This is a genomic window from Bacteroides sp. RCH18, from assembly GCF_058231005.1.
In genome coordinates this window covers 509,638-531,328 of sequence record NZ_JBIPTC010000002.1, presented here as the reverse complement: position 1 = coordinate 531,328, position 21,691 = coordinate 509,638, and the positions used below count along the sequence as shown (strand labels likewise).

The 21,691-nt window shown below is 46.6% G+C and carries 22 protein-coding genes; 2 read left to right on the top strand and 20 right to left on the bottom strand.

The annotated features are described in order from the left end of the window. Window positions 1-15 precede the first annotated feature (15 nt). The 14 genes from folE to ACHLI0_RS17245 all read right to left on the bottom strand — a co-directional run bounded on the left by folE (window position 16) and on the right by ACHLI0_RS17245 (window position 11,779). Window positions 16-606 carry a GTP cyclohydrolase I FolE gene (gene folE / locus ACHLI0_RS17310; RefSeq protein ID WP_490749758.1) on the bottom strand — a complete coding sequence of 197 codons (591 nt, stop codon included), beginning with the start codon at window positions 604-606 and terminating at the stop codon, window positions 16-18. A 7-nt stretch (window positions 607-613) separates the two neighbouring features. Continuing rightward, a complete protein-coding gene (locus tag ACHLI0_RS17305; RefSeq protein ID WP_008760850.1) occupies window positions 614-1,063 on the bottom strand; it encodes an SPOR domain-containing protein in 450 nt (149 codons plus the stop codon). Between the two features lie 234 nt (window positions 1,064-1,297). Next, window positions 1,298-2,056, bottom strand: a complete 759-nt coding sequence (gene tpiA, locus ACHLI0_RS17300) for a triose-phosphate isomerase (RefSeq protein ID WP_008760849.1) — start codon at window positions 2,054-2,056, stop codon at window positions 1,298-1,300. A gap of 29 nt (window positions 2,057-2,085) precedes the next feature. Next, window positions 2,086-3,402 (bottom strand): BT_3928 family protein, encoded by a 1,317-nt coding sequence (locus tag ACHLI0_RS17295; RefSeq protein WP_105100232.1) that lies wholly within the window; start codon window positions 3,400-3,402, stop codon window positions 2,086-2,088. Further along, the gene (locus ACHLI0_RS17290) at window positions 3,392-3,934 is read right to left on the bottom strand and encodes a DUF1599 domain-containing protein (protein ID WP_011109023.1); all 543 of its coding nucleotides are present in this window, start codon (window positions 3,932-3,934) and stop codon (window positions 3,392-3,394) included. The genes ACHLI0_RS17295 and ACHLI0_RS17290 overlap by 11 nt, the downstream gene beginning before the upstream one ends. 109 nt (window positions 3,935-4,043) lie before the next feature. Then, window positions 4,044-4,916: a peptidoglycan DD-metalloendopeptidase family protein gene (locus ACHLI0_RS17285; RefSeq protein ID WP_008760846.1), complete on the bottom strand. Its 873-nt coding sequence runs from the start codon at window positions 4,914-4,916 to the stop codon at window positions 4,044-4,046. Window positions 4,917-4,934: 18 nt separating this feature from the next. Continuing rightward, complete coding sequence (gene ndk / locus ACHLI0_RS17280; protein WP_008760845.1) at window positions 4,935-5,399, bottom strand: nucleoside-diphosphate kinase; 465 nt, start codon at window positions 5,397-5,399, stop codon at window positions 4,935-4,937. Between the two features lie 223 nt (window positions 5,400-5,622). Next, window positions 5,623-7,719, bottom strand: a complete 2,097-nt coding sequence (gene recG / locus ACHLI0_RS17275; RefSeq protein WP_132062339.1) for an ATP-dependent DNA helicase RecG — start codon at window positions 7,717-7,719, stop codon at window positions 5,623-5,625. Then, on the bottom strand, window positions 7,720-8,379 hold the full coding sequence (locus tag ACHLI0_RS17270) for a 2-C-methyl-D-erythritol 4-phosphate cytidylyltransferase (protein ID WP_490749757.1): 660 nt from the start codon (window positions 8,377-8,379) through the stop codon (window positions 7,720-7,722). A 7-nt stretch (window positions 8,380-8,386) separates the two neighbouring features. Beyond that, complete coding sequence (locus ACHLI0_RS17265; RefSeq protein WP_016269433.1) at window positions 8,387-8,938, bottom strand: DJ-1 family glyoxalase III; 552 nt, start codon at window positions 8,936-8,938, stop codon at window positions 8,387-8,389. 25 nt (window positions 8,939-8,963) lie between these two features. Continuing rightward, complete coding sequence (locus ACHLI0_RS17260; protein ID WP_008760841.1) at window positions 8,964-9,842, bottom strand: TonB family protein; 879 nt, start codon at window positions 9,840-9,842, stop codon at window positions 8,964-8,966. A gap of 42 nt (window positions 9,843-9,884) precedes the next feature. Continuing rightward, window positions 9,885-10,301, bottom strand: a complete 417-nt coding sequence (locus ACHLI0_RS17255) for an ExbD/TolR family protein (RefSeq protein WP_008760840.1) — start codon at window positions 10,299-10,301, stop codon at window positions 9,885-9,887. A gap of 45 nt (window positions 10,302-10,346) precedes the next feature. Further along, a complete protein-coding gene (locus tag ACHLI0_RS17250; RefSeq protein WP_008760839.1) occupies window positions 10,347-11,066 on the bottom strand; it encodes a MotA/TolQ/ExbB proton channel family protein in 720 nt (239 codons plus the stop codon). After that, complete coding sequence (locus tag ACHLI0_RS17245) at window positions 11,066-11,779, bottom strand: pyridoxine 5'-phosphate synthase (RefSeq protein WP_048697017.1); 714 nt, start codon at window positions 11,777-11,779, stop codon at window positions 11,066-11,068. The genes ACHLI0_RS17250 and ACHLI0_RS17245 overlap by 1 nt, the downstream gene beginning before the upstream one ends. A 112-nt stretch (window positions 11,780-11,891) precedes the next feature. Between ACHLI0_RS17245 and ACHLI0_RS17240 the strand changes: the two genes are divergently transcribed. Continuing rightward, window positions 11,892-12,800, top strand: a complete 909-nt coding sequence (locus ACHLI0_RS17240; protein ID WP_117859984.1) for an NAD kinase — start codon at window positions 11,892-11,894, stop codon at window positions 12,798-12,800. A 744-nt stretch (window positions 12,801-13,544) separates the two neighbouring features. On the opposite strand, the gene ACHLI0_RS17235 is transcribed toward ACHLI0_RS17240, so the two are convergent. From ACHLI0_RS17235 to ACHLI0_RS17225, 3 genes are all read right to left on the bottom strand, one after another. Further along, window positions 13,545-14,447, bottom strand: coding sequence for a hypothetical protein (locus tag ACHLI0_RS17235; protein WP_117859985.1), 903 nt, complete (start codon window positions 14,445-14,447; stop codon window positions 13,545-13,547). Between the two features lie 11 nt (window positions 14,448-14,458). Further along, a complete protein-coding gene (locus ACHLI0_RS17230) occupies window positions 14,459-15,034 on the bottom strand; it encodes a DUF5034 domain-containing protein (RefSeq protein ID WP_008760832.1) in 576 nt (191 codons plus the stop codon). A gap of 108 nt (window positions 15,035-15,142) precedes the next feature. Then, window positions 15,143-16,015: a DUF8429 coiled-coil domain-containing protein gene (locus ACHLI0_RS17225; RefSeq protein WP_008764168.1), complete on the bottom strand. Its 873-nt coding sequence runs from the start codon at window positions 16,013-16,015 to the stop codon at window positions 15,143-15,145. A 183-nt stretch (window positions 16,016-16,198) separates the two neighbouring features. Here ACHLI0_RS17225 and mdh point away from each other — a divergent pair, with 183 nt between their 5' ends. Next, complete coding sequence (mdh, locus tag ACHLI0_RS17220; protein WP_008760830.1) at window positions 16,199-17,140, top strand: malate dehydrogenase; 942 nt, start codon at window positions 16,199-16,201, stop codon at window positions 17,138-17,140. An 87-nt stretch (window positions 17,141-17,227) separates the two neighbouring features. Here the strand turns inward: mdh and ACHLI0_RS17215 are convergent, their stop codons facing one another. The 3 genes from ACHLI0_RS17215 to ACHLI0_RS17205 are packed head-to-tail and all read right to left on the bottom strand — an operon-like array spanning window position 17,228 to window position 21,691. Continuing rightward, the gene (locus tag ACHLI0_RS17215; protein WP_010536536.1) at window positions 17,228-18,358 is read right to left on the bottom strand and encodes a vWA domain-containing protein; all 1,131 of its coding nucleotides are present in this window, start codon (window positions 18,356-18,358) and stop codon (window positions 17,228-17,230) included. Window positions 18,359-18,368: 10 nt separating this feature from the next. Then, on the bottom strand, window positions 18,369-20,597 hold the full coding sequence (locus ACHLI0_RS17210; protein WP_490750167.1) for a DUF5682 family protein: 2,229 nt from the start codon (window positions 20,595-20,597) through the stop codon (window positions 18,369-18,371). A gap of 14 nt (window positions 20,598-20,611) precedes the next feature. Continuing rightward, entirely contained in the window at window positions 20,612-21,691 is a 1,080-nt protein-coding gene (locus ACHLI0_RS17205; protein WP_008760828.1) for an ATP-binding protein, read from the bottom strand.

The following is a 21,691-nucleotide window of genomic DNA, read 5'->3' as shown; positions in this document are numbered from 1 at the left end:
ATTTTGTGAAGCATATTACCCCCTGCCGTGCTGAATCAGATTCATAAACTCTTCGCGAGTCTTGGCCTGATTGAAAGCTCCTGTAAAGTCTGAAGTAGTAGTAATAGAATTTTGTTTTTCTACGCCGCGCATCTGCATACACATATGCTTTGCCTCCACTACCACCATCACTCCCAATGGGTTCAGTGTCTCCTGGATACAGTCTTTGATTTGCAGCGTCATGCGTTCCTGCACTTGCAGGCGATGGGAAAAGATATCGACTACCCGGGCAATCTTGCTCAATCCCGTGATGTAGCCGTTAGGGATATATGCCACATGTGCTTTTCCGTAGAACGGCAACATATGGTGTTCGCAGAGAGAGAAGAAATCAATGTCTTTCACTATCACCATCTGGCTGTATTCTTCCTGAAACTTAGCCGAGCGCAACACTTCATGAGGATCCATATGATAACCTTTTGTCAGACTCAGCATAGCCTTCGCAACACGTTCGGGGGTCTTCAGCAAACCTTCCCTTCCGGCATCTTCACCCAACAAAGTAATAATACTGTGATAATGACTTTTCAATTCCTCCAGATTCGGAGAGACAATTTCTTCTTTTTCTAACATGATACAATTATAAAGGAATATTGATCTGGTCTTTGACGATAGAGACCTCTTTGAATACACCGGTTGCCTTGAGTTTACGCATCATCGCGTCCGCCTCTTCAATGCTCCGGAAATCACCCACACGACAAAGCCAGCGGGGAGGATTGAACGAAGTGTAAATCGTCAGTTCGGGGAAATACTCTTTGATGCGGGAAGCTACACGATAGGCATCATTCTTTGCCTCACGGGTATTATTACCGGCATACGCCTGTATTCTGAATCCGGCTGCCTTCAACACTTTCTGTTCGCCCATAGAAGGACGTTCCACGCCTATCAATGCCTCTATCTTAGGGTCTTGATGAATCGTCACCTTTCCCTGTCCCGGCACTGTACGTTCCAGACTCTTGATGATGTTCTGCGCCTGTGCACCAACAGCGGTAAAAGCCAGCATCCATAAAAGTAAACCTAGTTTTCTCATTCGATAAAAGTTTAATTTCAGGAAGTGGCTAAAAAGTCGATACTATCTGCAATTCCCCTCCTTCTGGAAGGAGGGGTGGCTGAAAGCCAGGGTGGTAGGAAGCACCTGACAAATGAACTTTCATAGTTTTATGTATTCACCTACCACCTCCCCCTACGGGTACTCCTCCTTCCTGAAGGAGGAGAGTTTAGAGTTACTATCTACTTTTTAGTCAGTTCCCGAAAGATATTCTAATTATGCATTGAACGCATCGATGATACCCTTGAAGTCAGAAACTTTCAGAGCAGCACCACCAATCAGTCCACCGTCTACGTCGGGGTTAGAGAACAGTTCTTTAGCGTTAGAAGGCTTGCAGCTACCACCGTAAAGGATAGAAGTGTTGTCAGCGATTTCCTTGCCATACTTGTCAGCCACGATTGAACGGATGAAAGCGTGGATTTCCTGAGCTTGCTCGGGAGAAGCTGTTTTACCTGTACCGATAGCCCAAACCGGTTCGTAAGCAAGGATGATCTTAGAGAAGTCTTCAGCAGACAGAGAGAATACAGATTCCATCTGAGCAGCTACTACTTCGTTCTGCTTGTTAGCTTCGCGTTCTTCCAGCACTTCACCGATACAGAAGATCGGAGTCAGACCGTTAGCCAGAGCCAATTTTACTTTTTCTTCGAGGATAGCAACAGTTTCACCGTAGTAAGCACGACGTTCTGAGTGACCCAGGATTACATATTTTGCACCTGTAGAAGCTACCATTTCAGCAGAAACTTCACCTGTATATGCACCGGATGCCTTGTCTGCACAGTTTTCAGCACCTACACCGATCTTAGCAGCGTCTACCAACGGAGTAACAGATGCCAAGTGGATAAACGGAGTACAGATGATTACATCACAGTTGGGCTTTTCGTTAGCCAATGCTTCGTTCAGTTCTTTTGCCAAAGCGATACCCTCTTGAAGGGTTTTGTTCATTTTCCAGTTTCCTGCAACAATGTTCTTTCTCATTTTGTTCTTTATTTAAAGGGTTAATAAATTTATTGTTCTTTTACTTCCTGTTGCTGCTTCCGCTTTTCGTTCTTCCGTTCGCGTCGGCGGACAATCAGAATGTCCACTCCCAACACCAGCAACAGCGGAATGACAAACCACAGGAATACGTATCCAATCGTATGTACGTCACTCCGGACCTTCTGCTGACCGAGTTCCAGATTCTCCAGTTTGTCAGTCAGTACATATTCATCCGGAATGTCTTCATCACTCCATTTGTTCAGAATCGTACCGTTCTTTATCAGCATCAGTCCCGGATTGGAGCGAATCATCGTCTTCAGCGTAATGTCATCCATCTGGCAGAAAGGATATTCCGCACCGGTCTTGTCCTTCCACAATTCTATCTGCTCTTCCGGTGAGGAAGTGAGGCAGTAGAATCTGTAACCATGCTCTACCGAGTAGTCATATATCTCATTAATCAAATCAATGTTACTGTCGTCCGCCTCTTCGATACGATGTGCCACCAGCAGGAAGGTATATCCCATATCCGTCAGCACGTCTTCCGTGATATCATCACCCGTGCTCAGATCCATCATGGAGAAGTCGTGAATCGAAGGTTCGTATCCTTTTTCTTTCAGAATGGTACGCGTATCGACAAAGGTCCATGTGCTGTCCGGATAATTGTCCAGTGTAAACTCTTTCTTTTCCCCGTTCTTTTCCAGGATAAAGACACTTTCATATACACTCGGCTTCGCTCCTTCGGGGATACTCATGCCTTTCATGATATTCTGTCCGATCTTGTAAGGACGGAAGTCCAGCACAGGCAGACGGTCCAGACAATAGAACGACAGTGTAAATACAAAGAATATCGTGTACAGAGAAATCAGCCATTCCATCTTTCGGGTCACGAATCTGATCAGCATTTTCCTCCACTGGAATGTAGCAATCGCGGCAAGCAGCAGTACGATGTTCTTTGCAAATGTCTCCCAGTTAGTCAATACCCAGGCATCGCCGAAACAACCGCAGTCCGACACCGGATCGAAAATCGCCAGATACAGCGTCAGCGGTGTCATGAAGATCATCAGCACCAACGCCAATGTGGTGGAGATTGTTTTCTTGATACCGAAGAACAGGAAGATACCGATTGAAAATTCGATGGCGGATAATATTATGCCTCCCAACAACGGGAAGAAAGAAGGAAACCATGAAATCACCCCGAAGGCGGTCAGATAGTCCTGTATCTTATACTGGAAGCCCAGCGGGTCGACAGCCTTCACAAAACCGGAAAAGATGAACGATGCCGCTAAAAGGAAACGGCAGACATTCGCTCCTGTCTTCTGGATGATATGTAAGTTCTTATCCTTCAAATTCTATCTTAATCAATCCGAATACTGAATAATTAATCATATCCATATAGTTAGCATCGATACCTTCCGACACCAACGTGTTCCCTGCCAGACTTTCAATCTGCTTGGTACGGTATATCTTCATCAGAATCAAGTCTGTGTAGGAACTCACACGCATACTGCGCCAAGCCTCATCATAGTCATGATTTTTGGCAAGCATCAGCTCCAGCGCTTCCTTTGCATGCTTGTCATATAAAGCCAAAGCCTCCTCATTGCTGATGTCGGCAGATTCGGCGTAGCCCAGTTCCAGCTGGATCAGACCGATAATGCCATAATTGACTATCGCAATAAATTCCGAACGGATTCCTTCGTTAACCAGAGTCACCCCTTTGGTTTCGATACTGCGAATCCTGTTAGCTTTGATAAAAATCTGATCAGTAACCGAAGCCGGACGCAGGATACGCCATGCAGGCCCGTAATCGTGCAGCTTCTTGGAGAATAAGTCACGGCACAAGGCAATGACATGTTCAAATTGTTGCTTGGTATCTTTCATCTTCTTCCAAATAGTGCGCAAAGGTAACAATAATTAAGTAAAAACAGAAAGAGGGCACTCTAAATTATATTAAAGTGCCCTCTTCCAAAGCTATTATTGTATTACATCTTTACGAACAACGTAAAACTTGTCCGATACGCAAGGTGGTCGTCGGCTTGATACGGTTCAGCTTACAAAGCGTACTGACCGATACTCCACGCACTTTAGCGATACGTGACAATGTATCTCCGCTCTTCACTTTATGATAACGGATCGTTCCGTCGGCTACCTGAGTGTCGTGAGAACCGGCACTACGCACACCTTTCGTCTTGCGGAAAGTATAAGTATCGGCTACGATATCCTGTTTCGGGAAGTCGAACATATAAATCGGGTTGATGGCGATTCCCAGGAAGCGGGTTTCAAAGTGGAGATGAGAACCGGTAGAACGTCCGGTGTTACCACCCAGACCGATCACTTCGCCGGCTTTTACCAATTGATTTTCTTCAACGAGTTGTTTGGACAAGTGTCCGTATATGGTTTCCAATCCATTGTCATGACGAATCACTACATATTTACCATATCCTCTGCGTTCATACTTCACGATACGTACTTTACCGTCAAAGGCAGCTACAATCGTGTCACCGATGTTCACCTTCAGGTCCAGACCATTGTGCATTCTTCTCCAGCGGGGACCGAAAGGCGAAGTAATCTTCGTACTCGGAGTCGGCATACAGAAGCCTGTGAGGTCGATGGTATAAGTGTCGGGGATGATAGCATTGCCGTAAGCATGTGCATACTGGTTGTTCCAGTTTGGATAAAGACTTAAGGCGGGATATTCCGACTGTTCGGCACGGATCTGTTTCTGAAGTGCCAAAGAGTCTACGGTTTTTAATTTCTTGTCTATCGGAGCTTGGCGGGCAATCAGGTCTTGAGAGAAAGAACTCAGGCTGACCATAGCTGCTACAGCTACCAATCCTGTTTTAATAATGCAATTGAAATTCATTCGTTCTTGTCAATTCAATTAATATTCGTCGTTCGCATACAGGTAGTCAAAAGTCGCCTGTTTGTAGTCGAATATCTCTTCAGGTTTAAAAAATCTCGTTAATTCGATAGCCGCAGTTTCCGGAGAATCGGAAGTATGAACGATGTTTTCTTGAAAACTCATACTATAATCCCCACGAATGGTTCCCGGCGCAGCCAGACGTCCATTAGTTGGTCCCGCCAACGTACGGACTGCTTGAATAGCATCCACACCTTCATAACAACAAACAATGACAGGAGTTGCCATCATCGAATCTTTCACGCGCTGAAAGAAAGGCTTGCTGCTCAGGTGGGCATAATGTTCGCTTAATAATTCATCCGTCAGTTGCATCATTTTCATGCCGGCCAACCGTAGTCCTTTACGTTCAAAGAGATGAGTGATCTCACCAACCAATCCCCGTTGAAGGGTACACGGCTTCAAAATAACCAGCGTTTTTTCGATCATGATGTGTGACTTTCAAAAGATTAAACTATACATTTACTATAAAAAATTCCCCCAAAGATAGTATTTTCCGATGAAAGGGCAAGTAAGTCATTAACTATTTTTCAGAAGTACGGAGATGAAAAGAACAGAAAAAGCGGCGTTAAAGCCCTATAAATAGGAGGAATAGAAACGAAACATGTTTTGCAACACATTCCCGCAAATAAACTGCATGTTTAACCGTTTTTCAACTTATAGCCGCCCAGTTAACATTCGTTTTCCGGAGAGATTTCAGTTGCCGCCACAAGATCTCGTTCTCCGGACTTTGAGCCGACGGGTCGTTATCTACGATATCTTCGGCTATCGAACGGACGTACTGCAACAACTGACCGTCACGGGCAAGGTTCGCAATCTTCAGATCGAAGGCAATGCCGCTTTGCTGCGTCCCCTCCAAATCACCGGGACCGCGCAGTTTCAAGTCCGCTTCCGCTATTTCAAAGCCGTCATTGGTGCGCACCATTATTTCCAGCCGTTTCCGCGTGTCTTCGGTCAGTTTATAGTTCGTCACAAGGATACAATAAGACTGTTCAGCACCCCGTCCCACCCGACCGCGCAACTGATGGAGTTGTGAAAGTCCGAAGCGTTCGGCATTCTCAATGATCATCACAGAAGCATTGGGGACATTCACCCCGACTTCGATCACGGTAGTGGCAACCATAATCTGAGCTTGTCCGGAAATAAAGAGCTGCATCTGCTCATCTTTCTCCGCAGACTTCATCTTGCCGTGAACTTTGGCAACGGTACAGCCGGGAAACTCTTCCAGGATATGCTGGTAACCTTCTTCCAGGTTCTTGAGGTCGATCTTCTCGCTTTCCTTTATTAAAGGATAGACGATGTATACCTGCCGTCCTTCTTCTATCTGCTTGCGTACGGCACGATACATACTTTCCCGACGGTTGTCAAACTGATGAATGGTGGTTATCGGCTTCCGTCCCGGCGGCAGCTCGTCAATGACAGAAACATCCAGATCGCCATACAACGTCATCGCCAGTGTACGCGGAATAGGCGTGGCGGTCATCACCAGCACATGGGGCGGCTGTATGTTTTTCGTCCAGAGGCGGGCACGCTGTGCCACTCCGAAGCGGTGTTGTTCGTCAATAACGACCAGTCCCAAAGAAGAGAAGTTCACCGTATCTTCAATGACCGCGTGCGTACCTATCAGGATTTTCACATCTCCCGTCAGCAGTCCGGTCAGGATCGCTTCCCTCTTCTTTCCTTTGATAGATCCGGTCAGCAGTTCGACACGGATATCCATACCGAAAAGCAGTTCCTTGATTGTCTCGTAATGCTGGTTCGCCAAAATTTCGGTGGGAGCCATCATGCACGCTTGAAAACCGTTGTCCAGTGCAAGCAGCATGCTCATCAATGCTACCAAGGTTTTACCACTACCCACGTCTCCTTGAAGCAGACGGTTCATCTGCCGGCCGCTTCCCACATCATTCCTTATTTCTTTCAGTACCCGTTTCTGTGCACCCGTCAACTGAAAAGGAAGGTTCTGCGAATAGAAAGTATTGAAAACATCCCCTACCCGTTCAAAGATATATCCACGATATCGTCTTTGGCGGTCTTTCGCATAGCGGAGGATATTCAGCTGCACGTAGAACAGTTCTTCGAATTTAAGACGATACTGAGCCCTGCGCAGCGAATCGGGATTCGTCGGGAAATGAATATTCCGGAGTGCCTCCGTCAGAGGCATCAGATGATGGTCCGACAGGATTTTGGGAGAAAGCGTTTCCGGCAGCGGTTCCTGTATCTGCTGGATCACTGTAGCCATCATCTTCTCAATCGCATGCGAATTGAGAAAACTCCGTTTCATTTTCTCCGTCGTATTATAATAAGGTTGCAGTCCGACGGAAGAAAGTTTCAGATCATCCGGCTTATCGATGTCGGGATGTGCCACATTGATACGCCCGTTAAACACGGTAGGCTTACCGAAGATGATGTATTCTTCGTGAAGTTTATACTTACCTAATATATATTTGATGCCTTGAAACCACACCAGGTCGACGATTCCCGTTCCGTCGGAGAAATGGGCCGTCAGCCGCCGTTGCCGCCCTTCGCCTACCGTCTCGAAGCCGAGAATCTCTCCTTTCAGCTGGATATACGGCATATTGCCATCTATTTCGTGAATGTAATAGATGCGGCTCCGGTCAACATATTTATAAGGAAAATAATAAATCAGATCGTACAACGAGTAGATTTCCAACTCCTTGTTCAATACTGCGGCCTTCTGAGGCCCTACACCGGAGATAAATTTGATGTCGCGTGTGGTTAAATCGAACATTTACAAGAGAGCACTCCCGATCTTCAGGTCAAAGGGAGTTGTTATTTTTATGTTTTCACGATTACCTTCTGCCAGATGTACGGGTACGCCCATTGCTTCGACCACCGAAGCATCGTCCGTAAAGAACGGAGTAAACTCCTGTCCATAAGCCTGTTTCAGCAACTCCACCTCAAAGACCTGAGGAGTCTGCACTAACTTATATTCAGTACGGCTCACCGTTTGGCTTCCGGCATCCGTCAGATGACGCAGCGTTTCGACTACATCCACCACCGGAATCACAGCTTTATGCTGTTCCGCCAGCTTGTAACACCGGCGAATCACTTCAAGGGATACAAACGGGCGAACTCCGTCGTGCACTCCTACCAGACCGGGAGCCTCCACAAGCGCCAGCCCGTTCTTCACCGAATGAAAACGGGTCTCGCCGCCATCTGCCACAAGATGTTCCACCGAAAAATGATGTTCTTCGCAAAGCTGTTTCCAGAAGTCCTGCTGTTCACGGGGAAGTACCAGAATAATCTGAAGCATCGCATCGTACTTGCGGAATGCTTCCAGCGTACGCATCAGCACAGGTTTGCCACCGACAGGAAGAAATTGTTTGGGAAGATCGCTTCCCATTCGCAAGCCCTTTCCACCGGCGACAATAATCACAGATTGTTTCATAGACAGCTTAGCGTTTTACACACATCGCTTCTACCAGTTCGTCTACTTTTTCTTTGCCGACCAACAGATCTACGATGGTCAGAGCAAACTCCATAGCAGCGCCCGGTCCCATACCTGTGATGATATTTCCGTCCCGAACTACGGGTTCACTGACACATTCCGCACCTTCCAGGTATTGCTCGAAGCTGGGATAACAAGTGGCTTTCCGGCCTTTCAGCAAACCTAATTTGCCCAATACCATCGGAGCCGCGCAGATCGCTGCGATCGGTTTTCCTTTGGCAGCAAAGTCAAGAAGCAGTTTTCGCAGCCCTTCATGTTTATCGAGCGTAGCCGCTCCCGGCATTCCTCCCGGCAACAACAGCAGATCGGCATCAAAAAAATCGCAGTTTTCAAAGTTTATATCACAGAGCAATGACACATCGTGAGCGCCCATTACAATTTCATCCGGAGTGACAGATACAATTTGCACATTCAGTCCGGCACGTCTCAAAGTGTCGACAGCAGTAAAGGCTTCTATTTCTTCAAAGCCATCTGCAAAAAAAGCATATACAGTTCCCATAATCCTATATTTTTGATTAGTGATACTATCTCAGGTTAAAATAATAAGTGATGGTTCCAGTCTGGTTGTTCGGTCCTTCCACGGTGTTGAAGCGAGCCTTCTTCGCCGCGTCTTCCGCTGCCTTCCGCAGGGTGGAGTTCACGGTGTTCGTTTGAGGATTGATACTGGTTCCAATGACTACTCCCGCCGGATTCACGGTGATATTGACTACCACACGTCCTTCTTCGGGCACATTATAGGCAGGCTTTGGCAGACTGCCCGTACCTAAAGAACGTCCGCCAAGATCAAATGTTCCGTAACCTCCGGTTCCGGTCTTCGCTCCGGTGGATGAATTGCCGTCCTTGCTGCCTTCTGTTCCCGTGCCGCTGGCGGAAGTACCTTTGCTGCCTCCCATCTGCGCTCCCTTTCCGAAAGCGTTGGCAACCTTTTTCTTCGCAGCTTCTTCGGCGGCTTTCCGTTCACGTTCCGCTTTTTCTTCGGCAAGACGTTTCGCTTCGGCAGCTTTCTCTGCCTCTGTCTTTTCGGGTTTCTTCACCGGTTCTTTGGGCTTCACTACCTCTTTGGGTTTCACGGTCTCCTTTTTAGGTTCCGTTTTCGGTTTCAGCACTACCGTTTCTTCTTCGGTCTGTGTCAGCAGATCCTGTTCCGAGGGCAGTTCCGGCTGCGTTTCCGCAGGTGCAGGTGCTTCCGGTTCTTCGGGCAGTATATCCACGTCCACCAGCGAAGGGTCGTCAAAGCCTCGGGCAGACTCCACATTTCCCAGCATCACAGGTACGCCGCCTGCGTCTTCATCCGGCTGGGGAACCGTAAAGCTCACCAGAATCAAAAGAGCTATCACTGCCACGTGTACCAACAGTGCACCCAGCGCGCCGACGAATTCACCCTTTTTTCTTCTGTCGTCCATAATTGTTTCTTTTTTTTAGTAGTTAAGTAGCAACTACTTACTTTATTTGTTTTCCGGCGGGCGTGTAGCCAGCACCATTTTAAAATGATTCTCATTCGCAATGTTCAGCACCCGCACGATTTCACGGTAAGGCACCGACTCATCTGCATACAATGCCACATACATCTCCGGTTCTTTCTCCGCGCAACCTTGCAGGAACGGAGTCAGTTCGTCCAACGACAGCGGCTTTTCCTTCTCATTGCCGAAAGCAGCGTAGAAGTTCAGGTCTTTATCGATCACGACTCTTGTCAGCGGTTTGGCCGAAGTCTGTTGTTTGCCTTGCGGCAACAACACCTTTATGGCATTGGGCGACACCACCGTAGAGGTAATCATAAAGAATATCAGCAGCAGGAAGATGACGTCCGTCATGGATGCCATACTGAAATTGGGCGATACTCTATTTCTTCTTTTTAATCCCACTTTATTATTGATTAGTGGTTAATGATAGTGATTAACGTCTCAGGGTTACTTTTGGGCAGGCTCGTTCAAGAGATCCATAAATTCCATCGTACGAGCTTCCATTTTGTTTACTACACGGTCTACCAGCATCACCAGGTAGTTGTAAGCAAACATGGCGATGATACCCACGATCAGACCGCCTACGGTGGTGATCATGGCTTCGTAGATACCGCCGGAAAGCAAGGTTATATCGATGTTTCCGCTTCCCGCATTCGCCATTTCGTAGAATGCGCGTACCATACCGGTCACCGTACCGAGGAATCCGAGCATCGGAGCACCACCGGAGATTGTTGCCATGACGGTCAGGCCTTTTTCCAGTTTGGCAACTTCCAGATTACCGACATTCTCGATGGCTACCTGCACATCGTTGATGGGACGTCCCAGACGGCTGATTCCTTTTTCAATCATGCGTGCCGAAGGAGTGTTCATCGTGCGGCAATACTGGATGGCCGCTTTGATTTCACCGCTATGGATATAATCCTTGATCCGTTCCATGAACATCGGGTCTTCTTTTCCCGCTTTACGGATCATATAGTTACGTTCAAATAAGATGTAGAAACAGACTACAGACAGTACACCCAGTACAATCATAATCCAACCACCCTTGATAGCCATATCAAGCATATTCATCTCGGGAGCGCTGACCGGAGTCAGCACCGGGTTGGCAGTTGCCAGCGAGTCGGCCATATTCATGGCACCCTGGGCCAATAACATCAATACATTCATTAGCGTAGACAGTTTTTATATTCCTGAATAGTACGTTCCAGTCCCAGATACAATGCGTCGCTGATCAAGGCATGACCTATGGATACTTCGTCCACCCAAGGAATGTTTTTATAGAAATAGTTTAAATTCACAAGACTCAAGTCGTGTCCGGCGTTCAAGCCGATGCCCAGCTTGCGGGCTGTTTTGGCTGCTTCCACAAATGGGGCAACAGCCGCTTCCGGATTCTTCGGATATGCCGTAGCATAGGGTTCCGTATAAAGTTCCACACGGTCGGCACCTGCTTTTGCCGCATATTCCACCATCTCCGGGTCGGCGGCAACAAAGACGGAAGTACGGATGCCCGCGCTGTTGAACTGATCGAGAACTTCCGACAGAAATTCCAGATTTGCTTTTGTATCCCAACCGGAGTTGGAAGTAATCTGCGAAGGATCGTCAGGAACCAGCGTCACCTGATGAGGTTTCACTTTCAATACCAGGTCTATAAACTCCGGCGACGGGTAGCCCTCGATATTGAATTCGGTCCGCAACAACGGACGCAGATCATATACATCTGCCCGGCGGATGTGGCGTTCGTCGGGACGGGGATGAACAGTAATACCGTCAGCCCCGAAAGCTTCACAATCAAGTGCTACCTTCACCACATTGGGGATATCCCCTCCGCGTGCATTTCTCAATGTAGCAACCTTGTTTATGTTTACACTTAATTTAGTCATAGTTTTACGCAATATTTGCCGCAAAAATACAAATATTATTATTAGTTGCCTAATAATACGAAACGCATTCTCAGTTCTTTTTTGGTTATTTAAAGTAGAAATCCAAGAAAAAATGCCAATTTTGCAACCGAAACTAATGAAACAGCTTATGAAATTTGCCATTTTCGGAAATACGTATCAGCCTAAAAAGTCTTTGCATGCACTCAGACTGTTCGAGCTTCTCAAGAAGCAGGGAGCGGAAATCTGTATGTGCCGGGAGTTTTACCAGTTCCTGACGGCAGATTTAAAAATGGAAGTGCCTGTCGACGCCCTGCTCGAAGGCAACGACTTCACAGCCGATATGGTTATCAGCATCGGAGGCGACGGCACATTTCTGAAAGCTGCTCGCCGGGTGGGTAGAAAACAAATCCCCATTCTCGGCATCAACACAGGGCGACTGGGATTTCTTGCCGATGTTTCACCCGAAGAGATGGAGGTGACTTTCGAAGAGATTCGGGCAGGCAGATACAGTGTGGAGGAACGAAGTGTATTGCAGCTTATCTGCAATGACAGAAATCTTCAGGAATCGCCCTATGCCCTCAACGAAATTGCGGTGCTCAAGCGGGACAGTTCTTCCATGATCAGCATCCGCACTGCGATCAACGGTGCTTATCTGAATACGTATCAGGCAGACGGCCTGGTGATTGCCACTCCTACCGGCTCTACTGCGTATTCATTAAGCGTAGGCGGCCCGATCATCGTTCCTCATTCCAATACGATCGCCATTACCCCGGTAGCTCCGCACAGCCTCAACGTCCGTCCTATCGTCATTCGTGACGACTGGGAAATCACGCTGGACGTGGAAAGCCGCAGCCATAACTTCCTCGTTGCCATCGACGGCAGCAGCGAAACGTGCAAGGAGACGACTCAGCTGACCATTCGCCGGGCAGACTACAGTATAAAAGTAGTGAAACGGTTCAATCATATTTTCTTCGATACCCTCCGCAGCAAGATGATGTGGGGAGCGGACGGAAGGCGTTGATCTTTCGACCGGACCTTCGCGACTATCAGATTCCGGACCTTCGGACACAAAAAAGTACATCCTTCCTCACCAGGACAGAATGTACTTAAACAAAAACAAACAATTATATAAAACGGGCATCCAGGAGATTCCGTTTATATAAGCAACAAGCATGTTGTGGGAAACATAAACATGCTATAAAGGGTTTATCCCCATTCGGGTACTTCACAGTAACCTTTTTAGAAAAACATCTCACCCCATATTTTATAATTATTCCTATTCTGTCCGACACATAATGAACACTCTAGTATAATAAGTTTCCATACGCTGGAACCAATGTTTTCAAGCGTCCGAAACTTTGGTTTCAAGGCTTTGAAACTTTAGTTTCAAGCTGATGAAACTTTAGTTCCAAGCTGGAGAAACAAAAGTTTCAAACGGGAGAAACTAAAAAGCTCTATATAGAACAACAAACAGACCATAAGGAACCATTGAAAACAAGGCAGTGTGACAGCAAAATTTGCCGTCACACTGCCGTCACCTACTGCCGTCACCTCATTAATCACTCATATTCAAGATATTACCCCCAACAAAGTGACAGATGACAGCAATTTATAGTTTTTATTTTTATAGAGAGACTAGCTGACACGTAAGTATATCATAAGAATGTTAATCCAATTGTTACGGATGGCAGAATTTTTTCTTTTTCAAACTTTGTATAAAGGCTAAATTCTATTCGCTCATCATTGCAAAGAAATGATTAAATGGCTACTTATTTCCCGGAAACAACCCGTATGCTTTCCGTTTCTGTTCCATCAGCTGCCTGGTTCTTTCTCTATGCGGTGATTTTCTATTAGTCTTTCTTCCCAGATAAAAAGGGAATCCGAATCCGACACTTACATTCAGAGCACGGGCGAATGTAGAACTTTTATAGGCTCCTCTCTCCACCTTTTCTCCCGTATAAAGGTTTGTTACATATTTACGATAAGTAAATCTCCCCAATGGCTGTATATAATTGACATTCAACAGTAAAAAACAATTTCGACTGAGCTTATAGTTGGCGGTAATACCTGCCGAAAGAATAAAAGCATCGATACTCTCACTACCATAGTTACTTTCATCATCCCCTCTATACTCTATCTTATATAATTCATTTCCTCCTTTTTTCTTTAGTTCCGCACAAACACGCTGATAGGAAATGCTATTCACACCAATCCCCAAACGAGGATAAAAAGCCCAATGGGAATTTTCAAAGCGATAAGCAACACCAAAATCCAGACAGGGATTAACGTCCGGTTTTTGCGTTCCCGGTATGAGATTATTCACATAGTAATCCGCTTCGACTGCATGGACTAATTCAGTATAACAATCCCGCCTATATTTCACGGGAATCCCCAAACGGATATTCGTATACCATCCCCATTTACGCGAAAAGAAATGTTGCAAACGAAGGTTGATAGCAGGAAACACAGATTTCCGGTCCGACATTGCAGTGTACATATTTCCCTTCCCCCGATAAGCCTGGTCAAAACAGGTTCCCACATCCAAGTCTAACTGTAGCAACTTATTCTTGGTAGATGGATCTTTAAGAAACAGACTTTCCTGTGCCTGCGATACAGGCACAACACATGCAGTAAACAATAGCATGGCTAATAAATGTATTTTCTTCATAGACAGCAGATTTAATAGAAAGTAACCGGATCGCTCAGCCGTTCAACCGTTTCACCGCTTTCCATTGTCAGCACTACACGAAAACGGAACTCTCCGCCTGATTGGGGAATGGTCAATAACGCCTTATATATCTTGTTTACTTCATCTATCATGGATATAACCCCTCCATTAACAGTATAATCTGTCTGCTGATCTTTAACAAACGTCTTTGGATAGTCATAAAAGCAGGAAGTGACTTCTGCTCCTGCGGGAAATTCTTCATTAAAAGCTGTTTCCGTAAATATCTGAATCTTTTTGATGCCATCCGATAATACATGGCGAAGATAATGATCGGCGTCATAAGATTCCGGATCTTTTTCCCCCGCATCTGTCAGCAAACGAATCTCCATCATATAAGCTTCTTTGAGAACTTTGTTATCAAGAGCCTCCTTAGGTTTCTCACCTGCATTATCCCAATGATATAACTCCACTTCTTTCAAAGTACAGGAGATGTCTATCGGTTCAGCCAAATCCTGTTCATCGCAAGTCATGGCTGTCACCACCAGAAACAGTAATGATAGCAGTAGCTGAGTCAAGTGCTTTTTCATACGTATTATTCTATTAGTTTTCACAAAGTTAACCTTTTTCTAATAGAAAAATGCGCCAAAAAGCCTTTTACTGCTTATTGGCGCATTTTTTTCTTGAATTTATATCGGTTAGTCCAGCGTAAACTTCTGAGAGCCGATCAGATTTCCGCCCTCGAAGATATCCAAACGATAGTTTCCGGCATACAAAAACTCTTCCACATCCCAGAATACATTCACGTTCTGTTCCTCACCGTTGTATTCGATATACTTTTTGATGGAGTAAGTCAGTGTACGGTTTTCGTAAGAGAAAGTGTTGGATGCACTCTTGGTCAGTGCGTCATTATCCGGTTTGGTGATACGTATATAGATGGTACGTTCGCCATTCTCTGCCGTAATATTCTTCACGACTGTAAAGCTGATAGCCAGCTTCACGATGTCTTTCACTTTCTTTGCAACCTTCCCCCGTTTATTGCGCGGTTCGATACGGATATTGGTCACATCGAGCTGGGCAGCCAGTGTCACCTTCTTATCCAGATTCTCCTTTTCTTTGGAAAGTGTACTGATTTGCTGTGAAGCAGTGTTGTATTTCTGAGTAACGTCTGCAATCACCTGTTGCTGGCGCTTATTGATTCTGTCCAGTGAGTCTATCTGATTGACGTAGCCTACCAATATCTTACGCAAAGTGGCAAGCTCCTTTTTCAAACGACGGATTTCCGTTGCATTCGAGCTTTTCACGGTACGGAGTTCTTCGAGCAATCGTTGAGTTTTCAATTGTTCCTGCTCCAGCAACAGTGCGAGAGAGTCATTAGTTACCGTAAACTTTAACTCATCATACTTTTGCACAAACTGGCTATACTCATTCTCCAAATCTTCCTTATCCAACTGAAATTCCTGTACCAGCTCGCGATTGGCTTTCTTTTCAGTAAACAACAAATAAGTGATGCCGATAATCGCTATCACCAAAACAGCTACAGCTGCAATAAGAAGGCTTTTTTTGTTCATAGTTCCAATTGTTAATCGATAACGGGCACAAAAGTAATCATTTCGTAACAGAGTAACATAGTCTTGGGCATTTTCTTTAACGAAAATTATTACGGAAAAATTTCTTTAATTAGGATTATCGTTGTAATTTTGTCGCGCTAAAAAGCATGAAATAAATTATCAACTTTTTAAATATATAGTATTATGTCAAAAGTAACCGTAGTAGGCGCAGGTAACGTAGGTGCTACATGTGCAAATGTACTTGCTTTCAATGAAGTAGCAGACGAAGTAGTAATGCTGGACGTTAAAGAAGGCGTTTCAGAAGGTAAAGCAATGGATATGATGCAGACAGCTCAACTGTTGGGTTTCGACACAACTGTAGTAGGCTGCACTAACGACTATGCTCAGACTGCTAACTCTGACGTTGTTGTAATTACTTCAGGTATTCCTCGTAAACCGGGTATGACTCGCGAAGAACTGATCGGTGTAAACGCTGGTATCGTTAAATCAGTGGCAGAAAACATCTTGAAATATTCTCCCAATGCAATCCTTGTTGTTATCTCTAACCCGATGGATACAATGACTTACCTGTCATTGAAAGCTCTGGGCTTGCCGAAGAACCGCATCATCGGTATGGGTGGCGCACTGGACAGCTCTCGTTTCAAATATTTCTTGTCTCAGGCTTTGGGCTGCAACGCCAACGAAGTAGAAGGTATGGTTATCGGTGGTCACGGTGATACTACTATGATTCCTTTGACTCGCTTCGCTACTTACAAAGGTATGCCTGTAACTAACTTCATCTCTGAAGAAAAACTGAACGAAGTGGCTGCTGCTACTATGGTAGGTGGTGCTACTCTGACTAAGTTGCTGGGTACTTCTGCATGGTATGCACCGGGGGCAGCAGGAGCATTCGTAGTTGAATCTATCCTTCACGACCAAAAGAAGATGATCCCTTGTTCAGTATATCTGGAGGGAGAATACGGTGAATCAGACATTTGCATCGGTGTTCCTGTAATCCTTGGCAAGAACGGTATCGAAAAGATCGTTGAACTGGATCTGAACGCTGACGAAAAAGCTAAGTTCGCTGCCAGCGCAAAAGCTGTTCACGGAACAAACGCCGCTTTGAAAGAAGTAGGTGCTCTGTAATTAGCAATCCCCTTACATTTATATAAGCTAAGAAAGGCTGTCCTTCGCTATGAGGGACAGCCTTCTTTCTTTTCTATCCAATAGCTGTCATTCACTCTTTACATTCTGAGAAACCCACATTCCAATGTCCTGTTTACTCAAAGCAGCCGCCATAAGGTCCGGAAACTTATCTGGAGTACAGGCAAATGTCGGCACTCCTATGGAAGCGAGAAACTCAGCATGCCCCTTGTCGTAGGACGGAGCACCGTCATCGTTCAACGCCGGAAGAACAATCAACTGCACACCGCTATTGACCAACGAGACAAATTTCTTTCTCATTTCTCTGGAGTCTCCTCCTTCGTAAAGGTCAGTCACCAACACCATCACCGTGTCCTGCGGACGGGTAATGACTCCCTGACAATAAGTCAGCGCACGGGCTATATCGGTTCCTCCCCCGAGCTGTACCCCGAAAAGCAGATCCACGGGATCTTGCAAATCATCCGTCAGATCAACGACTGCTGTATCAAAAACCACCATACGGGTAGATACCGCCGGAATGGATGCCAACACAGAACCGAATATGCCGGAATAAATGACCGACGTCCCCATAGAACCGCTTTGATCCAGACACAGGATAATGTCTTTCATCGCTTTCCGTTTACGCCCGTAACCAATACGGATTTCGGGAATAATCGTCTTATAGTCCGGTTGGTAGTTTTTCAGGTTCTTGGTAATGGTCGTTTTCCAATCTATCTCATTGTAACGCGGGTTCCTGCGACGGCTGGAACGGTTCAAAGCACCGGTTACCGCCTGTTGCGTAGGAGCCGACAGTTTGCGAAGCAACTCCTCAACCACCTTGCGGACTACCTGGCGTGCCATCTCCTTATTCTTTTCAGGAATCACCCGGCTTAACGACATCAGGGTGGCAACCAGATGAACATCGGGGACGACCGTTTCCAGCATTTCTTTTTCGGTAAGCAGACTAGTCAGATTCAGACGTTTTATAGCATCCCGCTGAATCACTTGTACCACTGTCTGCGGAAAGAACTCACGGATATCTCCAAGCCATCGGCTTACTTTGGGAGCCGAGGAACCCAGCCCCCCTCTTCTGTCACTATCATATACAGCTTCCAGAGAATGGTCTATCCGCTGTTCTTCCAGATTCAATGTCACGCCTGTACCGTCAGCCTCATCGCCGCCCAGTATCAGACGCCACCTTTTCAGTAATTCTTCTTCCATCTTCTTTCCTTTACTTTGTTTCCAGTCCCAATAATTGACGAATCACGGGGATTACCTTCTTTGCTTCTTCCCGATTCAGACACTCATTCTCCGTTACCGAAGCTCCTACGGCAGATGATGTGCCCGTAGAATCCGTACGACGGGCTTTCTCACCCAGCTTACGGCGTTCGGCAGAGGTAAATTCGCTGAAAGTACGCCTCAATACAGGCAACAGCTCCATAAATGTGTCTTTGTCCTGCGAACATACCCAGTTATTCACCAAATTCCAGAGACGGTCGTCCAGCAACAGGATCGAACCGGATGAACGCAAAAAGCCTTCGAACCAGTATGCCATATCTGCCGGAGCATTGCCAACAGAAGAATAAAAACTAAGTGTCGTCTCCATCTCCTCTGCGGAGATTTCCCCTTTGTCATTCAGCAGACGGGTAGCATAACCGGACAACAACGGATGCACATTGGCAGAAGAACGTACCTGACCGATGAAATTGCGCCACATCAGGTTCAGTTCTTCCCGATTCAGAATGGAGAGCGCATAGTCCGTGGCAACCAATTTATTCAGAAGATCACCGGCAGCCTCTTCATCGATATTGATACACACCAATACACCACCCGCAAGAATACGGGCAATCATGGCTTCGAGCATATCACCGACCTTCGAGAAATCAAGGTCACGCACGTTTCCGTAACGGACGATATTCACCAGATCGGGGACCGCCTCCATCATTTCCAGAATATCGGTAGAAGCAGCCGAAAGACGGTCCAACTGTACGGTCATCGCTTCCACCAGCGCCGGAAGATCGGCGGGGAGGACCGTACTCAACAAAGCTGTCAGTTCCGGGATATGCTGAATCTCCGCCATCTGTTTCAACAGATATTTCTGCGTAGCTTCCATCACCGTGTTTCCCCAGATAGCCCGTTCAATGATTTGGATGATCTGTTCCGGTTTGTGATACAAGGTCCATTTTTCCTTGAAAGTACCTTTCCCGTCTATCCGTCCGAGGATAGTCCAGTCGATGCCCAGCAGTTGCAGGCGATGGAAGAAGATACTTCGCTCCAGATCGTTCGGCTTGCGGAGGTCTAATATCAGTTCTTTGATCTCGGCGGTGAACGGAACACGCAGACGTTTTTGTATTTTCTCCACGTCTACCAGCAGAGGTACTTTGGGAACGTCATCAGGTACACTTCCCAAGCGGTTGCTGATGATCAGTTCTTCTTTGATAATCTGCAACAAAATATCATCTCCGAAGCCCATCACCGTAGTGACAGCTTCGTTATATTCATTCAGAGAAGGATAAGGCAGATCTCTCAAAGCAGCCGTCACCTGTGCCAGACGGACGGTTTCAATAACATGGGCTACCGAGATATCCATATTCTTCTGCCGCAACAGAGAGGCGATCCGGCTCACCCAAAGCGTGCCATCATCCTTGGGATGATGCCAGAGATAATGATACCAGCCCGGAGATTCGATTCCCGCACCGTACCCGCTACGGAAAGCAAGCCGGTCATACGTCCACGGAATCCATGTACATTCTACCTTTACTTTGGGAAGTCCCTTCAGTAGTTCATTATCGTCCTTTACTTTGGGCATATCGTCCAGTGCGGGTACATGCCATGCACCACAGACGACGACAATGCGTTCGAAATTCTCCTTCTGTGCCGCACGTATCATTTTACGCATCCACGCTTCACGTATCAGGTCACGCGGAGAGGTGTGCCCTGGAAGTTCTTCCCGAAGAGCAGTCACAGCCTCTTGTACCGCCTGAAAAATATCGGCAGGTTCTTGCCGGTGTTCAATCATAGTTTCCCACCAGGATTCACCATCAGTAAATCCTGCGGCATGAGCCAGCCAGTCGAACGGGTCGCCGGCTTCTGCGACTTCAGCGGTCGTTTCCGTCTCCTGTTCAGAGGTCTTTTCTGTCCGAAGAGCCAGCGAATAGATCAGAGGCAAGTCGAAAAAGCGGAAAGGTATCCGGTTCTGTACGGCATAACGTATCGCCTGCCACTCGGGCGAGAACTCCGCAAAAGGGTAGAACACTGCATTCTGAGGCTCGTCCGGCTGGTATGCCAGCAAAGCTACCGGAGGCGTCATCTGCGGATTTTCCACACAGGGCAGCAGCGCTTCAGCTTCTGCCGGACCTTCTACCAGAATCAGATCCGGTTGCAGTTCCTGCAAGTAGTTCAGCACATTGCGGCACGAGCCGGGACCGTGATGCCTGATGCCTAGTAAATGAATAGCCATTTCTTCCTTTCTTTTTAAATCATATCCCTTGAAGCACGGTAAATATCTTTCCAGCCATCCCGATTCTTCACGACCGTTTCCATATATTCCTGCCAAACGACTTTATCCTGTACGGGGTCTTTGACCACTGCCCCCAAAATACCGGATACGAGATCTTCGGCATGAATTTCTCCGTCACCGAAATAACCTGCCATCGCCAGTCCATTGTTTACCACCGAAATAGCCTCTGCCGTGCTAAGCGTTCCGCTCGGAGTCTTCAGTTTCGTCTTACCGTCAGCAGTAGCACCCTGACGAAGTTCACGGAAGATAGTAACGACACGGCGAATCTCCTCCAGAGCAGGCTTCTCAGCCGGGAGCTGCATTACTTTCTCAAAGCTCTCTACCCGTCGGCGCACAATATCTATTTCTTCATCAATAGAATCCGGCAAGGGAAGAATGACCGTATTGAAACGGCGCTTCAAGGCGCTTGACAGATCATTGACTCCCTTATCCCGATTATTAGCAGTAGCGATGATATTGAAACCGCGGATTGCCTGTACTTCTGTATTCAGCTCCGGGATGGGCAATGTCTTTTCAGAAAGAATGGTGATCAGTGTATCCTGCACATCGGAACCGATGCGTGTCAGCTCCTCAATACGGCCTATCTTACCTTCCTGCATAGCTTTCATTACCGGAGTTTGCACCAATGCCCCCACACTCGGACCTTCCGCCAGCAAACGGGCATAGTTCCACCCATAACGGATCGCTTCTTCACCGGTGCCGGCCGTCCCCTGCACTATCAAAGTGGAATCACCGGAAATAGCAGCGGCAATATGCTCGCTCACCCAGCTTTTTGCAGTTCCGGGCAGTCCGTAAAGTAGTAGCGCACGGTCGGTGACAAGGGTTGCCACAGCTATTTCCATCAGACGACGGTTACCTATATATTTAGGAGAAACTTCAAATCCGTTTTTCAATTTACCGCCCATCAGGTAGGTAACCACTGACTGCGGAGACATCTCCCAATTCTCCGGAACGGGATTTGTTTCATTCTGTTTCAACTCGTGAAGTTCTTCTGCAAATTGCTGTTCAGCATGTTGTCTTAATAAAGTGCTCAT